We start from the raw sequence: 15,402 nt of genomic DNA, 5'->3' as shown, positions 1-15,402 counted from the left end.
CCAACTCCCGCCGGCGAAAGCTGCCCAGCGCTCCGCCGTCTTGGGGTGAATGCAGCGGCGCGACCTGGAGCGGACCACGTCGTATCAGTACGAGCTGTACCGCAGCAGTGCGCTGCGCTGCTCTTCTCCTCTCCACAACTGACACTCAAGGAGACCCGAAGGACGAAAGACGGGTCTCTGGCGGTTACCGGATCTCCCTGACCCTTCGCTGAGGCGACGTCCTCAACAGGCCGCCCGTGTCCCGCTGCCCGCGGCGGGAGCCGATGTTCACCGGCCGCAGCCGGTGGTGCTGGCCTGCTGACGCGTAGCGCCTTGCTTGCGGCGCTATGCACCGCAGTTGGCGAGCGGATTGGGTCGCGTCGGCGGCCCACCAGGTCTCGGTGTGTCCGTCGCGGAAGGTTCGCTCGACGGCGGTCCAGTCACCCGGGTGCTCGGGGTCCGTCCAGGTCAAGGCGTGGGCGGCATGGACGGGAGTGTAGGCGTCCTTGCCGTAGGCCCAGGTGCCGTGGCTCGGTTTGAGAGCCATGACGAACGGCAGTCCTGCCGCGGCGAGTTGTCTGCGGAAGCCGTCCTGGTCGCCGTAGGCGCAGTCGGCGACCACGGCCCGGAAGGCCACCCCGGCAGCCTTCGCGGTGCGGGCCAGCTCTGCGGCGATCTGCAGCTTGGTGCGGAAGCCGGGGTCGCTCTTGCCCTTGGGGAAGTGATGGGCGGGGCTGTAGGGCACGGCGTGCAGCGGGTAGTAGAGGTTCTCATCGGCCCAGCAGGTGGTCACGGTGACGATGCCGTTGTCGGTCTTGCCCAGCCGGCCCAGCCACTGCCGTCCGATGTGCGCGGTCGCCTTGCCGTCCTTGCGGTCGCCCGAGTCGTCGATCACCAGCACCCCGCCTGGGTGCGGGGCGGTCGCGGCATCGGTCAGCAGCAGTTCCAGTCGGCGGGCGTTGACCTGCTCGTGGTCCCAGGACAACTCGGACAGGAAGAACTGCAGCCGCTGTACCGAGGCGCGCTGGGCCCCGACGACGGGTTCGGCGCCGGCCAGGCAGGTCAGGGTCTTGTTCCGGTCCCGCGGCAGCAGCAGTCCCGCGAGGTACTCGCGGAACCCGCGGCGCTGTGCCAACGTCGAGAGCAGGTCATCGAAGCGCGCGGTGTAGGCTTCCAGTCCGCCCGGAGCGGGCGGACACGGCAGACGGCGAGTCATCACAAGCCCCCAGGCGGCGAGGCGACGTTCCTCTGCTACCGGCCTACTACGGCCCTGACCCGCCGTCAACAAACCACCGCTAGTGAGTTGGCAGGCACCGCTTGCCCTGAGGGACGTAGGTCAAAGGTCGGGGTGTCCGGTCGCAGACAGGAGAACGACCATGGAGGCGTGACGTCTTCGCCCTTTGACATTGATGTTTTCCTCAGCCAGCCACTCACCGCCCGCGTGGCGACTGACGGGCCGACCGTGCGGCCCGTGTGGTTCGTGTGGGAGGAGGGTGCCTTCTGGATACTGACTGGGCCATGGGCCAAGCTCTTCCACCGGGTGAGCGCAGACCCACGGATCGCCCTTGTGGTGGACGTGTGTGACGTCGCCACTGGCCTTGTCCGTCAGGTCATTGCTCGGGGGCGTGCTGAACTTGTTCCCTTCGATGTCGCCCGTGGCCGCCGCAAGCTGGTCCGATATTTGGGTCCGGACGAGTCCCGGTGGGACACGCGCTTCGTCCACTACCTGCGCGATGATCCAAAGGTGCGGGGCACGGTCTGGCTGAGGCTGGTGCCCTCGTCTCTGACAGCGCACGATCTGAGCTATGCGGCCGTAGGAGACGCTGAGTGAAGCGGACTGCGATCTGAGCGATCACGCTGTGGTCAGAAGTCTCGACAGGCGCTCGGCTGGGGTTTCCCAGCCGAGCGATTTGCGTGGGCGGCTGTTGAGTTCGGCGGCGACAGCGTTCAGGTGCTCGCGACTGTGGACGGTCAGGTCCGTGCCCTTGGGGAAGTACTGCCGCAGTACGCCGTTCGTGTTCTCGTTCGAGCCGCGTTGCCAGGGGCTGGCCGGGTTGCAGAAGTAGACCGGGATGTCCGTGGCGATGGTGAACGCCTGGTGAGAGGCCATTTCCGAGCCCTGGTCCCAGGTCAGGGAACGTCGCAAGTGGGGCGGGAGCGTCTTCACCGTCTCGACGAGGGCGTCGCGGGTGCTGGCCGCACTGTGGCCGTCGGGCAGGTGGGCAAGCATCACGTATCGGGTGGTGCGCTCGACGAGCGTGCGATCGCGGACTTGCCGTTCTTGCCGATGATGAGGTCGCCTTCCCAGTGGCCGGGGACGGCCCGGTCGGCAGCTTCGGCGGGCCGGTCGCTGATCATCACCATGTCCTTGATTGCCCGGGGCTGGCGCTTGTAGGACTGGCGGTGCGGCCGGCGCATGGCCCGCCCGGTGCGCAGGGCCTTGGTGAGTTCGCGGCGGAGTTCTCCGCGGCCCTGGACATAGAGGGCCTGGTAGATCGTTTCGTGGACCACGTGCATCTCCGGCCGGTCGGGGAAGCGTGCTCGCAGATCCTGGCAGATCTGTTCCGGACTCCAGCGGAGCACGAGGTGGTCCTGAATGAACTCGCGCAGTTCGCTGTTCCGGCCGATCTTGCCGGTCTTGGGGCGGGGACGGCGTTGCTCGGCGCGGCGCTGGGCGGCGTGGGGCCGGTAAGTCCGCTGGTCGCCCCGCCACAGGGCGCCGTTGCGGCGTATCTCCCGGCTGATGGTCGACGGGCTGCGGCCCAGCTCGCGTGCGATCTGCCGCACCGACGCCTTCTCCCGCAGCCGGTCGGCGATGTGGATGCGGTCCTCTTCCCGGAGGTACCGCGAGGGGCCGGAAGCCGAAGCCTCCACATGAATGGGAGGCTTCGGCTTTCCGTGGGTCGGCGAGTGGTGTCCGTTCCGCCACCGCTTGCCGGTCCGCAAGTTGATGCCGATGATCCGGCAGGCTTCTCTGCTGCTGTAGCCCTGGCGCACGAGCTGGAGATATACCTCCCGCTCACGCGTCAGCCGTCGGCCGCCCCCGCCACTCCTGTCCTTGCGGATCTCGAAGTCCATCGCACCCCTTGAGCTGGGGTGTTGCGACGACCGCTAGAACTCAAGGTGGAGGGGGGCACACACCCGGAGCATGACGAGGCGTCAGCGTGACGTGCCGGAGCTCACCACCCCGCGAGTACGCAATCCGCGACGCGATTCCGGCGGGCGGCTCAACCGCGCTGAGCACGGATGAGGTCGCGGTACCACGCGAAGGACGCCTTCGGGGTGCGGACCTGGGTGTCGTGGTCGACGTGGACGAGACCGAAGCGCTGGTGGAAGCCCTCGGCCCATTCGAAGTTGTCCATCAGGGTCCAGGTGAAGTAGCCGCGCACGTCCACGCCCTGGGCCACGGCGGTGTCGACGGCCTGGAGGTGGGTGTCCAAGTAGTCGATGCGGTCGAGGTCGAGGACGGTGCCGTCCGCGTTGACGACGTCCTCGGTCGAGCAGCCGTTCTCCGTGATGTAGACCGGCGGGAGTGCCGGGTAGCGCTCCTTGAGGCCGACGAGCAGTTCCCGTAGGCCGTCGGGGACGACGGGCCAGTCGAAGGAGGTGCGGCGGTAGCCCTCGATGGGGGCCTCTTCGAACGGTAGTCCCTCGGACGACGGCGCCTGGATCCGGGTCGGGTTGTAGTAGTTGATGCCGAGCGCGCTCAAGGGGGCCGAGATCAGTTCGAGATCGCCGTCCCGCACGGAGCCGCCGAGGGTCGTGTCCGCGCCGAAGTCCGACAGGTCCGGGTAGGTGCCCGTCAGGATCGGGTCGTTGAACAGGCGGTTGTGCAGGTTGTCATAGGCTCGGGCGGCGGCGTGGTCGGCGGGGGAGTCCGAAGCGGGCCAGACCGGGGTGCAGTTGTTGGCGATCATCACCTGGAGGCCGCGCGCCCGCAGCTCCCTCAGCGCCAGGCCATGGCCGAGCAGTTGATGGTGGGCGACCGGCAGGCAGTCCAGGAACAGGGTGCGGCCCGGTGCGTGAGTGCCGAGACCGTAGCCCCAGACCATGTGGATGAACGGCTCGTTGAGTGTGATCCACTTCTGGACGCGGTCGCCCAGCCTGTCGGCCATGATGGCGGCGTACTCGGCGAAGCGGTGCGCGGTGTCGCGGTTCAGCCAGCCGCCGCTGTCCTCCAGGCCCTGCGGGAGGTCCCAGTGGAACAGGGTCGGGACAGGTTCGATGCCGCGTGCGAGCAGGCCGTCGACCAGCCGGTCATAGAAGTCCAGACCCCGGGGATTGACCTCGCCTGTGCCGGTCGGCTGGATCCGGGGCCAGGCGATGGAGAAGCGGTAGCCGGTGAGGCCCGCCTCGGCCATCAGCGCGATGTCCTCCTCGTACCGGTGGTAATGGTCGCAGGCCACGTCACCGGTGTGCCCGTCGCGGATTGTGCCTGGCCGCGCGGTGAAGGTGTCCCATACCGAGGGTCCGCGGCCGTCCTCCTTGGTGGCGCCCTCGATCTGATACGACGCCGTCGAGGCGCCCCAGATGAAGTCCGCGGGGAGATGGTCCAGTGTCACGTCTAACCTCCTGAAACATGAGCAGGGCTCACGTTAACCCGCTCGATGGGATGATGGAAGCGTGAATCAAGATCGCATCGCAGGGACGCTGCGCCGGCTGCCGGTCCAGAAGCGCAGCGCCGAACGCTTCGAACGGCTGCTGGACGCTTGCGCCGAACTCCTGGACGAGGTCGGCTATGCAGGGCTGACCACCAAGGAGGTGGCCCGCAGGGCCGAGGTGCCCATCGGCACCCTTTACCAGTTCTTCTCCGACAGGGAGGGGCTGATCGGTGCGCTCGCCGCCCGCAATCTGGAGTCCTTCCTGGGGCGGGTCGCGGACCGGCTGGAGCAAGAGGAGCCCGAGGGCATCTCGGGCATCGTGGATGTGACCGTCGACGAGTTCGTCACCATGCGCCGGACGATCACCGGTTTCGGCGTGGTCGACTTCGGCGCGGTGGGACAGGACCACATCCTGGAGCCGACCCTGGACAACAACACCGCGGTCGCCGGAAGGCTGCGCTCACTGACCGCCTCCCTGATAGGGGTCCAGGACGACGCCGAATTCGAGATCGCGGTGCGGGTGGCCCTGGAGTGCGCCGACAGCGTGCTGCAACTCGCCTTCCGTATCGATCCGCTGGGCGACGCCCAGCTGATCGCTGAGTGCAAACGAGTCCTCAACAGCTATCTGAACGATCGACGCCGGTGACCGGCCCTAGCGGACGGCCTTGACCTTCCAGACCAATACCGCGCCCAGCGCGGACATGGCCGCCGAGCAGAGGAACAGCGAGCTGTAGCCTCCCGGGCCGCCGAGCACGACCGAGGCGATCGGGGGGACGAGGACGTAGGGCAGGGAGGTCATCAGGTTGGCCAGGGCCATGTCCTTGCCGCGGTCCGCCGAGGCGGGGAGCACCTCGGTGACCAGGGCGGTGTCGACGGCCAGATACACGCCGTAGCCCAGGCCCAGGATGACGGCCGCGACCAGCGTCATGGTCCACGTGGGCGACAGCGCGAGCGGGACCGCGGCGACGGCCATCGTGACGCCGCCGAGGAAGACCAGCATGCGCCGCTTGCCCAGCTTGTCGGAGAGCCAGCCGCTGAGGACGACCGTAGAGATCGTGGCCAGGCAATTGATGCCGATCACGATGAGCAGACCGTCCTCGGTGGACTGGCCGGGGAACAACTTCTCGTAGTGCAGTACGTCGTCCAGGAAGTACGGCAGGTAGAGCGTGCCCATGCCGTAGCCGAGACCCATGATGAAGCGGGAGCTCATCGCCCAGACGAAGTCGGGGTGCGCGCGCGGGCTGATCCGGTAGCCGTCCAGGAAGGTGCGCAGCGAGAACGGCTCGCGGTGTCGGCGGGGCAGCGGCGGATCCTTCATGGTGGTCGCGAACAGCAGGATCAGGAGCGGCAGTGCGGCCATCAGCAGGTACTGCGAGGCGAAGCCCGTGACCAGACCGATCAGCAGCCCGCCCGCGATCAGGGCGCCCGCCTGCGGGACCATGGCCCAGCCCAGCACGGCGCCGCGCTGGGCGACCGGGACCTGGTCGGGCACCACCGGGGAGAGTCCGGCGCCGATGATCATGAACGAGGCGGACAGCACGAGGGAGCCGAGCGCGACCCCGGCGACCGTCGTCTGGAGGCCGGTGAAGACCAGCGTCGCCATGCAGACGAGCGAGCCCACGAGCAGCCACGGCCGGCGGCGGCCGAACCGGCTGGTGGTGCGGTCGCTGAGCGCGCCGGCCAGCGGTGCGATGACGATGCCCGAGATCGCGCCCATCATGCTGACCCAGGCGTAGCTGCCGACCTTCCCCGCCGGGTCGATCTGGGCGATCTGCTCGGGCATCAGGAACGTGGTCGGTACCTGCATCGGGATGAACACCCCGACGTTGGCCAGGACGTACAGGGCGACCCAGCCGGGGCCGACCCGGCGGACGGGCTCGGCGAGGGCCTCGGGACGCTCGGACAGCCGGCTGCGCTCGGGGTGATCGGGCAGCTCGGGGGCAAGGCTCATCGGGACACTCTCTTGAGGTGGACGAGCTCGCTCGTCCAGTCGAAGGACAGCAGCGGCGGGAGACCGTGGCTGAGCAGGACGGCGCCCTCGTGGACGGCGCCGGTGGTCTCATCCCGGTAGCGGGCGTCGAGGTCGAGGCCCTTCAGTCGGGTGCGGGCGACCGAGCGGGTCAGCGCGGACGGCTGGAACTGGAAGACGACGACCTCGTCCTCGGTGAGGTACTGCACGGCGTCGTGCTCCAGGCGGTACTGGACGCCGCCGTGCACCACGGGCCGGATCCGCTTGTACTGCTCGACCAGCATGCGGGCCCAGGCCAGATCCTCCTCGCTCCAGTTCCGCAGGTCGCCGCCGATGCCCAGCGCCCCGGCCATCGAGACATGGAAGCGGTACCGGACCGAGGTCGGGCGGGCGCTGAAGCTGTGCGGGCTGTCGGTGACCCAGGCGCCCATGGTCCGGGCGGGCAGCAGCTGGCCGTGGCCGTGCTGGATCGCGACCCGGTCGGCGGCGTCGGTGTTGTCCGACGTCCAGACCTGGTCGGCGCGGGCCAGCACGCCCAGGTCGGCCCGGCCGCCGCCGCCCGCGCACGATTCCAGGTACAGGCCGGGACGGGCGGTACGCAGCCGGTCCATCACCTCGTAGACGCCGCGCGTGTGCTCGATCCAGACCCGGTCGGGGTCGGCGGCTCCAGGCTGCCCTGCCTCGCTGAAGGGCCGGTTCATGTCCCATTTGAGGAAGACCACGTCCAGCTCGGTGACGGTCCTGACCAGCCAGTCGACCGCCCATTCCCGGACGTCGCGGCGGGCGAAGTTCAGCACATGCTGGTGGCGGCGCCGGGTGCGGGTACGGCCGTCCTGGCAGAGGATCCAGTCGGGGTGCGCACGGTAGAGGTCGCTGTCGGGGTTGACCGCCTCGGGCTCGACCCACAGGCCGAAGCCCATGCCCAGCGTGCGGACGTGGTCGGCAAGCGGGCCCAGACCGTACGGGAAGCGGTCGGGGTTGGGCCACCAGTCGCCGAGCCCGGCCATGTCGCTGGTGCGGGCTCCGAACCAGGCGTCGTCCACGACGAAGACCTCGACGCCGAGACCCGCGGCCAGGCCGGCCAGCTCGGTCTGCTGCTTCTCGCTGATGTCGAACTCGGTCGCCTCCCACGAGTTGAAGATCAAAGGGCGTTCGGCGGGACGGGCGGGCAGCACCTCGCCTTCGACGTAGGCGTGCCAGCGGCGGCTGGTGCCGCCGAAGCCGTCGGGGGCATACAGCCCGGTGAAGACCGGGGTCTCCAGACGCTCGCCGGCGGTCAGCTTCCAGACCAGGCCCTCGTGGCCGAACCCGCCCGTCCAGGAGGCGCGGCCGTAGGTGTCGCGGCGCAGGGTGATCCGGCGACTGCCGCTCCAGGCCAGGGCCGCGCTCCAGACCTCGCCGTGCTCCTCGGCGGCGTCCTGCGCGTCGAGCATCAGCCACGGCCCGGCGTGCTGTCCCGTGATGCCGAGGCGGCTGGTGAACACGGTCTCCCCGACGGGCACCCGGTCGCGCCGGAGTTGGAATTCCCGGCCCCATTCCCCCACCACATGACTGACCCGGTAGTCGTCGCGGGCGGGCAGCGTCCAGGCGGCGGAGTCGAACCGCAGGACGTCAACCGGCTCGTCAGCGGTGAGGGCGGCCCAGCGCTCGATCTGGTCATGGCCGTCCCGGAGCCGGTAGTGCAGGTCGAGACCGAGGGAGCGGACACGGTCGGTGAAGGAGAGCGTGAGCAGGTCGTCCTCGACCGTGTGCGAGAGGAACCGCCACTCGAAGCCACGGACACCGTCGTCGAACCGGACGGTCAGCGACGGCGCCCCGAACCGCAGGCCGCCCTCGACCACGTACTCCTCACCCCCAGGGTCGTCGCCGCCGGGGTCCTCGTCGGGCAGGTCGGCCGCGATTACGACGGCCTGCTCCGGGGTCAGCGGCCGGCCCCAGTGCACGTGCCGGGGGACGTCGTCGGCGTCCAGCCGGAAGGCGTACGAGGTGCCAGGGGTGCTCAGGAGCCAGAGGCGGGCTTCGGAGTGGTGAGTGATCACGAAAATCCTCAAACGTGAGTAGGGCTCATGTTCTGCTCATACGTTAGGCATGCGAGCCCGCAACGCCAAGCCCCTGACGGGGGCTATCGAATTTCGCGGCGTGTGGTTCCTTGCGCTCTGCGCGGCTCGGTCGGCGAACGCGCCGGAAAGTCAGCCGGGGCCGGCCGGATCAGGAGAGCTGATTCGGCCGGCCCCGGCCCTGGACACCGCCTCACGGGTGCGTCAGTCGGCGTAGACGCCGACCTCGCGAAGTGAGTAGCCCCACTGGGTGCCGCGCTCCAGCCCCTTGATCCGTATGTAGCGCGCCGGAGTTCCGGCGAAACGCGCCGTGTCCAGGCCACCGTCACCGGCGGTCGTGGACCAGATCGTCTTCCAGGTCGTGCCGTCCTCCGACAGCTCGACGCGGTACGACTTCCCGTACGCCGCCTCCCAGTCGAGGGTGACGCGCTCGACCGGCTTCGAGGATCCGAGGTCGATCCGCAGCCACTGGTCGTTGTTCCACTCGCTGGCCCAGCGGGTGCCGTTGTCGCCGTCCACGGCCTTGCCGGGCGCGAAGCTGACGAACGGGTTCCACCATTCCGACGAGGACGCCGAGGCGGTGGCGCCCGAGGCCAGGTTCGCCCCGGACGTGTGCTGCTCGGTGTTGCCCCAGGTGCGGAGGTAGGACTCGGCGCCCGAGAAGAGGTCGTCCACGACCCCCTGGCCGCCGACGATCCGGATGTCCTCGATCCAGTCCGGGACCATGCCGTAGTGCGCGGCGCCATCGGTGTTGAAGTCCCATGTGCGTTCGCCGGTGGTCTGTTTGTCGATCACCGAGCCGCCGTCCGTGCTGCGGAAGGGGTACTTGACCGGGTTCGGGGTGTCCCCGCCCCGCGGGGCGGGCCAGCCGCCGACACCGTTCATGTCGGTGCCGTAGCCGTAGCCGACCTTGTACTTCTCGCGCAGCGCGTCCGTGCGCTCGGCCTCCGCGCTGAACGCCTCGGAGCCGCTCATGTACTGGGCGGCGAACCCGCCGAGCTTGTAGAGCCGCTCGGTCCAGCCCAGGTCCATCCAGCTGTGCGAGGAGATGGCGCCCGGGTACGACTCGGACTCCAGGATGTCGAAGGCCTGATCCGCGGCCTTGACACTCATGTGGTCGAGCTCCAGCATCATATGACGTTCCATCATGCCGCGCACCGCGTACGCACCCAGGCCGGTCAGCCCGCGGGTGTTGCACTGCGCGTCCGAGGCGTACGAGGGGACGGCCACCCCCGCCGGCAGCTGCTTCTCCGCCCCGGGTGCCTTCGCGTTGCCGATGGGGTTGTCGTGCTGCGGGCCGCGGCAGGTCTCCGTCTTCCAGAAGGTGCCGGTCGACAGGAACTGGCCCACGTTGATGGCCGTACCGAGGGCGCCGGAGTCGTAGCGCACCCCGCACAGGGCGTTGTCGAACTTGTGACACAGGAACATGCTGCGCACGCCCAGTTGGTGCAGCTCGTCCAGGCCGCGGTCGATGTCCTCCTTGCTGCACTGCGCGACGTCCAGGATCTGCTTGCAGCCGAACGGCTCGGAGGTCTCGACCCCCAGGACGACGGCCAGCTTGCCCTGCTCGATGACCTCGCGGGCCTGCGCGCTGTCGGTGACGATCCGGAACCAGCCCTTGCCCGGGCCGCCGTACATCTTGTCGATGAAGGCCTGCATGTCGTACGTCTTCTGCGCCTCAAGACGGATGGCGGTCATCTCGTCGCAGCTGCGGTCCTTGAAGAAGTAGACCGAGCAGATCACGCCGTTGGTGACCAGGTCGTTGACCAGCACCCGCTGGCCGCCGCGCCAGGCCCGCTCGATCCAGGCGTAGTAGTTCTGTTGGTGGGTCAGCGAGTCGTGGGCGGGCCAGTCCTTGAACGTGGGCCACCCGTTGGGGTCGTGCTTCCCGTCGCCCTTGGTGATGAAGTCGAAGACGGCGCCCGTGCCGTCGGGGTAGTGCTCGGGGCAGTCCTTGAGCGCGTCGGCGACGCCCTGCTCCGAGAACGGCTTGCCGCAGATCAGCCGGCCGCCGAAGCCCTCGTTGGACATGATGTGGTCGTGGGCGTCGACGAAGCCCCTTACACGCCCCTGGGCGTCGGTGCCCTTGAAGGGCTCGCCCGTGACGCCGATCTGCGCGTCGGGTGCGGGCCGGGCGGTCGGATCCCACCAGTTGGGCTCCGCCGCGGAGCTGGGCATCGGGCCGAGTGCCAGGGTCATCACGGCGAGGAGCAGTGACACCACCGTGAGGGATCTGAGTCTGCGGTACGGAGGTTGAACCATGGTCATCGCATAGATCCTTAAATGTGAGCGGGACTCATGTTCTGCTCATAACTTAGGGATACGAGCCCGCAACGCCAAGCCCCTGACGGGGCCATCGTCGGGAAATGAGGAAGAGCACCCCACCGGAAACGGGGTGCTCGCACGCCTGCTGTCGAGATCACGGAGCGTACGGGTGCCTCGGACATGACGGGCGCGTACGCAGGCACCTGCGGGGACGGGCGTGACTGCGGCGCGGGCAGCCGCTGCGCCGTCACCCATCGTCCGAGGTCTTCGCCCTACACGAGCCGGGTGTAGTGCAGCCTGTGCTCTTGACCTGCGGCATCACGGCGCGGGACGGCCGGTGTACAACTACGCGCAACCGGCTCGCTCGGGAGCGATCACGGCGTTGCATTTCTTCTGCGCGCAACATGCTCACCGCGTCGCACACGACGACTGTGCCGGAGGCACACGGCCATCAGTTGATCGGCGGAGCAGTGACTCTGCTGCGCAATTCCTGATGTTCATGCGGTGAGTCGGTAGTTGAGGCGTTCGAGGTTGCGGGTGCGGCTGAGTGGGTGGTCGGTCCAGTAGGCGTTGAGGCGGATCATGTTGATCGCGGTGGCGGAGAAGGCGTGTTGGAGGCGGACTTTCGGCAGGCCGCGGTAGCGGGCCCGGCATATCCCGGTGATGTCGAGGGCCTGGTTGATGGTGCCTTCGATACCTGCCCGGAGGGCGTACTTGTTTTTCCAGTCGTCGGTCTGCTGCTGTCTGCGGGCGTGGGCGAGCGTGTCGTGGAGCTCTTGTGGTCGCAGGGTGAGCGAGCGGCGGTTCGGCTGGGCGGTGGTGCACTGGTCCCGGGCAGGGCAGGGGCGGCAGGTGCGCACGTGGAACTTGACGACGATCGCGTCCTGGCCGTGCTGGCGGACGGGGGTCCAGGTAGCACTGGTGGCTCCGGCGGGGCAGCGCACTTGCCGGGCCTTCCAGTCGATGGCGAAGGCGCTCTTGTCGAAGCCCTCGGCGGCGCGGGCCTGGGGTGAGTGGTCGAGCAGGACCGGGGTGACCATGGTGATGCCCTGCTTGCGGGCGGCGGTGATCAGATCAGCGGAAGGGTATCCGGCGTCGAGGTAGTGCTCGGCGGGCTTGAGGCCGTGCTCGGTCAGGCGCTGCTGGATCGGGGCGGTGGCCTTCACGTCCGGCACGGTCGCTTCGGTGGTGGCCACGTCCGTGATCAGATTCGGCAGCGGACCGGAACTCGCACGATCTTCGGCTTCGGCTTCGGCTTCGGCGGGGCCGTGGCAGGTCTCGGTGAGGTGGACCTTGTAGCCCAGCCAGAACAGATCCTCGCCCTTCACGGCCCAGCGGGCATCCGGGTCATACGGCGAGGCCAGACGCAGTTCGCCGGGCGGGACGCCCTCGTCGTCGGCGTCCCGCTTCTTGATCACCTCCCGTCCCCGGCTGTCGGCATGGAGGTAGTACGTCTGCACAAGGACTTGCCGAAGTACCTGGACAGCCTCGATCTCACGGACCCACACGGGTGTCGCGGGCGCCCAAGCCGCCTGGCACAGTGAGAGATTCTGTCGGGGATCTTGGTTTTCGAAGGTCACTGTCCTTGGCGCCACCAGCGGGGCCGGGGCAATTCGTTGTCGTCGAGGTACTGCTGGAACGCCGTCGGTGAACGGGGGCGGTAGGTGGAGTCTTCCGGTTCCTGGGTGCTGAGGCGTTCGATGTTGACGGCGATCGCGGTCAGGACGTGCTGGACGTGGGCCTTGGCAACGCCGTGGTAGCGGCAGCGGCGCATCCGATGGCCGTTGACAAGCTCATTCATGGTGCCCTCGACGCCGGAGCGTGAGGCATAGAGCCGCTGCCACTGCGGGTCCTGCTGATCAGCGCGGTTGCGGGCCTGGAGCTCGTGCAGGCGTCGGGGCAGGAAGTTCACCGTCCGTGCCGCCCCGGAGGTGCACGAAGACCGCTCAGGACAGGGCCCGCAGTGCCGCTTGTCGAACCGGACCACCGTGTAGGGGGCCATCGCCGGAAGCTCGTTCCAGTTGCCGCTGACCTGGCCGTTGGGGCAGGTGACCTCGCGGCGGTCGAAGTCGATGATGAAGTTCTCCCGGGCGAAACCGTCGCCGGTCTTGCGCTGTCGGGAGTTGTCGGTCTTGACCGGGCCGACCATGGTGACGCGGTGGGCGCGGGCGGCGGTGTCATGGAGCACGACGGAGGTGTAGCCGCTGTCGACGAGGTGCTCGGCGGGCAGCAGACGGCGCCGCTTGAGCCGGGTGTGGATGCCGGGCAGGGCCACACTGTCGCCGGTGGGGACGGTGGTGGCCACGTCCGTGATGACGTTGGCACTGCCTTCGTCGCAGGTCTCGGTGGTATGCGCGAGATAGCCGACCCAGGTCCGGTGCCCGCGGCGCGTGTAGCGGGCCTCGAGGTCGTAGGGCGACTCCAGGCGCCGACCGGTGGGCGGCAAACCGTCCTTCTCGGCCCGCGGACGCAGCCGGCCCCGGGCATCGACAAGGAAGTGCTGGACCATGATCTGCCGCAGCGCCTCCAGTGCGGGGCGCGGTGGAGTGCCCGGGCGGTGGCCGCGGACGCGTTCGAGCAGCTCGGCGGCGTCGGCGCCGGCCTGTTTGAGCCGGGCGGCCGGATGGCTGGGCTGGCTGACCAGACGGACCTGCCGTCCGTAGCGCAGCGCCCAGTCCTCGTCCACCAGGCCGTCGAGGATCTCCGGTGCGGTGCGGGCGCACTCCTCCAAAGCGGCGCGGACCGTCTCCAACACCAGCTCCAGCCGGGTCAGTTCACGCACCGCGGCCCGCAGGTAGGTGGAGTCGGTGCGCTGCCGTCCCCGCGCCTTGACCAGCCCCGCTTCCTTGAGCCGTGCCAGCGCGAGGTCGAGAAGGGTATCGGCGCGGTCGTCCTGGGCCAGCCGGTCCCGGAAGTCGGACAGCACGCTGTGGTGGAAGCCGGGATCGTCCAGCTCGAGCGCGAGGGCGTATTTGAAGTCGATCCGGCAGCGCACTGCCTCGGCCGCCTGACGGTCCGACAGGTTCAGCAGAAACTGCAGCACGCTCACCGTGGCGAGCTGGGCCGGAGACAGGCCAGGCCGCCCGTCTCGCGGGTACCAGGCGTCGAAGTCCTCGTCGTGCCACAGCCCGTCCAGCCGGTCTCTCACCCACATCGCCGTCGTGCCCTTCGGATTGCTTGCCCGCGCCACCCGCGCAGTCGAGGGCGGAACTTGCTCGCCAGAGCGGGGACGGAGGGACACCGGCTCACCTCGTATGTACGGCAGTCGACCTTCGGAACCAAGCCGAGCCTGCCCGACGACCATGCCGTTCCGCCTGGGAACCTCAAGATCCCCGACAGAATCTCTCATCGCTGGCGAACATCGCGCTGCATGTCCTCGACGAGGCGTGGCGGGTCGAAGGCCACCGGCTGGGAGTGCTGGTGAGGTACTGCGACGACTTCGTTGTCCTGTCGCTGACCAGACAACGGGCAGAACAGGCCCGGGAATTGGCGGCGTGGGTGCTCGGACAACTCGGGATGCGATTGCACCCGGAGAAGTCCGGCATCGCTTGCCTCACCCGAGGTGGGCAGGGCTTTGATTTCCTCGGATTCCACCACCGGAAAGTTGAGTCGTGGAGGTGGCGGGGCAGGTTCTACTTGCAGCGCTGGCCTTCGGGCAGAGCGATCCGCGTGCTGCGGGAGAAGATCCGCGCAGCCACGGGCCGTTCAAAGACCGAGCGGCCGGTGTCCGCTGTGGTTGCCGACCTCAACCCGGTCCTGCGGGGCTGGGCCGCGTACTTTCGCAACGGGAATTCTGGGCGGAAGTTCAACGCGGTCGACGGCTATGTCCACGAACGGCTGGCGATCCTCACCAGCCGGAAACACGGCCGAGCGGGTCGGAACTGGGTCACTCGTTATACCTACGAGTGGATCACGCGGCTCGGGGTCTACCGCCTCACCGGAAACGTACGCAGGGCGACTGTGCATGCCAGTCGGTGAACGATGTCGGAAAGCCGTGTGCGGGAGAACTGCATGCACGGTTTGAAGCGGCGGGGACTGGAAACGGAGCATTAGCCACCGCGCCAGTCCCCGACCCTACTCAGTGTTCGGCTGCTGCGCGGTGGTGTTCCTCGCGGTGGGCGAGTACTTCGGTCATGTGTGTTTCGGCCCAGTCCTTGAGGCCGGCCATGACGCGGTTCAGGGACAGACCGAGGTCCGTGAGCTCGTAAGTGACGGTGACGGGCACGGTGGGCGTGACGGTCCGGGTGACCAGGCCGTCGACTTCCAGGGAGCGCAGGGTCTGGGTGAGCATCTTCTGGCTGGCGCCCGCGAGCCGGCGGGACAGTTCGGAATAGCGCATCGGCCGGGGCCCGTCTCCGTGGTCGACCCCGGGACGGTGCGGGCCATCGCTGCCGAGCGCCGCGAGGATCAACGCGACCCACTTGTCGGAGATCCGTTCGAGCAACTGGCGGCTGGGGCAGCCCGCCATGAACGCGTTGTAGCTCGTCTTCTCCTCGGCCCGGTGCTGAGCCGCTGTCCGTGTCGACATTGA

The 15,402-nt window shown here is 68.5% G+C and carries 12 protein-coding genes and 1 pseudogene; 3 read left to right on the top strand and 10 right to left on the bottom strand.

Annotated elements, in window-relative coordinates; genetic code table 11:
• Positions 1-184: 184 nt before the first annotated feature.
• Positions 185-1,195: a transposase gene (locus OG953_RS01085; protein ID WP_405681951.1), complete on the bottom strand. Its 1,011-nt coding sequence runs from the start codon at positions 1,193-1,195 to the stop codon at positions 185-187.
• A 168-nt stretch (positions 1,196-1,363) separates the two neighbouring features.
• On the opposite strand from OG953_RS01085, the gene OG953_RS01080 reads away from it, so the two are divergent.
• Positions 1,364-1,810, top strand: coding sequence for a pyridoxamine 5'-phosphate oxidase family protein (locus tag OG953_RS01080; RefSeq protein ID WP_405681950.1), 447 nt, complete (start codon positions 1,364-1,366; stop codon positions 1,808-1,810).
• A gap of 21 nt (positions 1,811-1,831) precedes the next feature.
• On the opposite strand, the pseudogene OG953_RS01075 reads toward OG953_RS01080, so the two are convergent.
• Positions 1,832-3,057: pseudogene (locus tag OG953_RS01075) on the bottom strand (IS30 family transposase).
• Positions 3,058-3,206: 149 nt separating this feature from the next.
• Positions 3,207-4,541 (bottom strand): GH1 family beta-glucosidase, encoded by a 1,335-nt coding sequence (locus OG953_RS01070; protein WP_405681949.1) that lies wholly within the window; start codon positions 4,539-4,541, stop codon positions 3,207-3,209.
• A 61-nt stretch (positions 4,542-4,602) separates the two neighbouring features.
• Here OG953_RS01070 and OG953_RS01065 point away from each other — a divergent pair, with 61 nt between their 5' ends.
• Positions 4,603-5,226, top strand: coding sequence for a TetR family transcriptional regulator (locus tag OG953_RS01065; RefSeq protein WP_405681948.1), 624 nt, complete (start codon positions 4,603-4,605; stop codon positions 5,224-5,226).
• 6 nt (positions 5,227-5,232) lie between these two features.
• On the opposite strand, the gene OG953_RS01060 is transcribed toward OG953_RS01065, so the two are convergent.
• From OG953_RS01060 to OG953_RS01035, 6 genes are all read right to left on the bottom strand, one after another.
• A complete protein-coding gene (locus tag OG953_RS01060; RefSeq protein WP_405681946.1) occupies positions 5,233-6,531 on the bottom strand; it encodes an MFS transporter in 1,299 nt (432 codons plus the stop codon).
• Positions 6,528-8,588: an alpha-galactosidase gene (locus tag OG953_RS01055; RefSeq protein WP_405681945.1), complete on the bottom strand. Its 2,061-nt coding sequence runs from the start codon at positions 8,586-8,588 to the stop codon at positions 6,528-6,530. Before OG953_RS01055 ends, OG953_RS01060 begins: the two co-directional genes overlap by 4 nt.
• 222 nt (positions 8,589-8,810) lie before the next feature.
• Positions 8,811-10,874 (bottom strand): discoidin domain-containing protein, encoded by a 2,064-nt coding sequence (locus OG953_RS01050; RefSeq protein ID WP_405681943.1) that lies wholly within the window; start codon positions 10,872-10,874, stop codon positions 8,811-8,813.
• A 494-nt stretch (positions 10,875-11,368) separates the two neighbouring features.
• Positions 11,369-12,289 carry a transposase gene (locus OG953_RS01045; protein WP_405681941.1) on the bottom strand — a complete coding sequence of 307 codons (921 nt, stop codon included), beginning with the start codon at positions 12,287-12,289 and terminating at the stop codon, positions 11,369-11,371.
• A gap of 158 nt (positions 12,290-12,447) precedes the next feature.
• Positions 12,448-14,061, bottom strand: a complete 1,614-nt coding sequence (locus tag OG953_RS01040) for an IS1182 family transposase (RefSeq protein WP_405681939.1) — start codon at positions 14,059-14,061, stop codon at positions 12,448-12,450.
• A gap of 155 nt (positions 14,062-14,216) precedes the next feature.
• Positions 14,217-14,465 carry a hypothetical protein gene (locus OG953_RS01035; protein WP_405692433.1) on the bottom strand — a complete coding sequence of 83 codons (249 nt, stop codon included), beginning with the start codon at positions 14,463-14,465 and terminating at the stop codon, positions 14,217-14,219.
• Between OG953_RS01035 and OG953_RS01030 the strand changes: the two genes are divergently transcribed.
• Positions 14,388-14,849 (top strand): group II intron maturase-specific domain-containing protein, encoded by a 462-nt coding sequence (locus tag OG953_RS01030; protein ID WP_405691550.1) that lies wholly within the window; start codon positions 14,388-14,390, stop codon positions 14,847-14,849. The genes OG953_RS01035 and OG953_RS01030 overlap by 78 nt on opposite strands.
• A gap of 100 nt (positions 14,850-14,949) precedes the next feature.
• On the opposite strand, the gene OG953_RS01025 is transcribed toward OG953_RS01030, so the two are convergent.
• The gene (locus OG953_RS01025; RefSeq protein WP_405681937.1) at positions 14,950-15,399 is read right to left on the bottom strand and encodes a winged helix-turn-helix transcriptional regulator; all 450 of its coding nucleotides are present in this window, start codon (positions 15,397-15,399) and stop codon (positions 14,950-14,952) included.
• Between the last annotated feature and the right edge of the window lie 3 nt (positions 15,400-15,402).

It is taken from the genome of Streptomyces sp. NBC_00057 (assembly GCF_045041165.1).
Lineage (GTDB): Bacteria > Actinomycetota > Actinomycetes > Streptomycetales > Streptomycetaceae > Streptomyces.
This window is presented reverse-complemented; position numbering and strand designations above follow the sequence as displayed.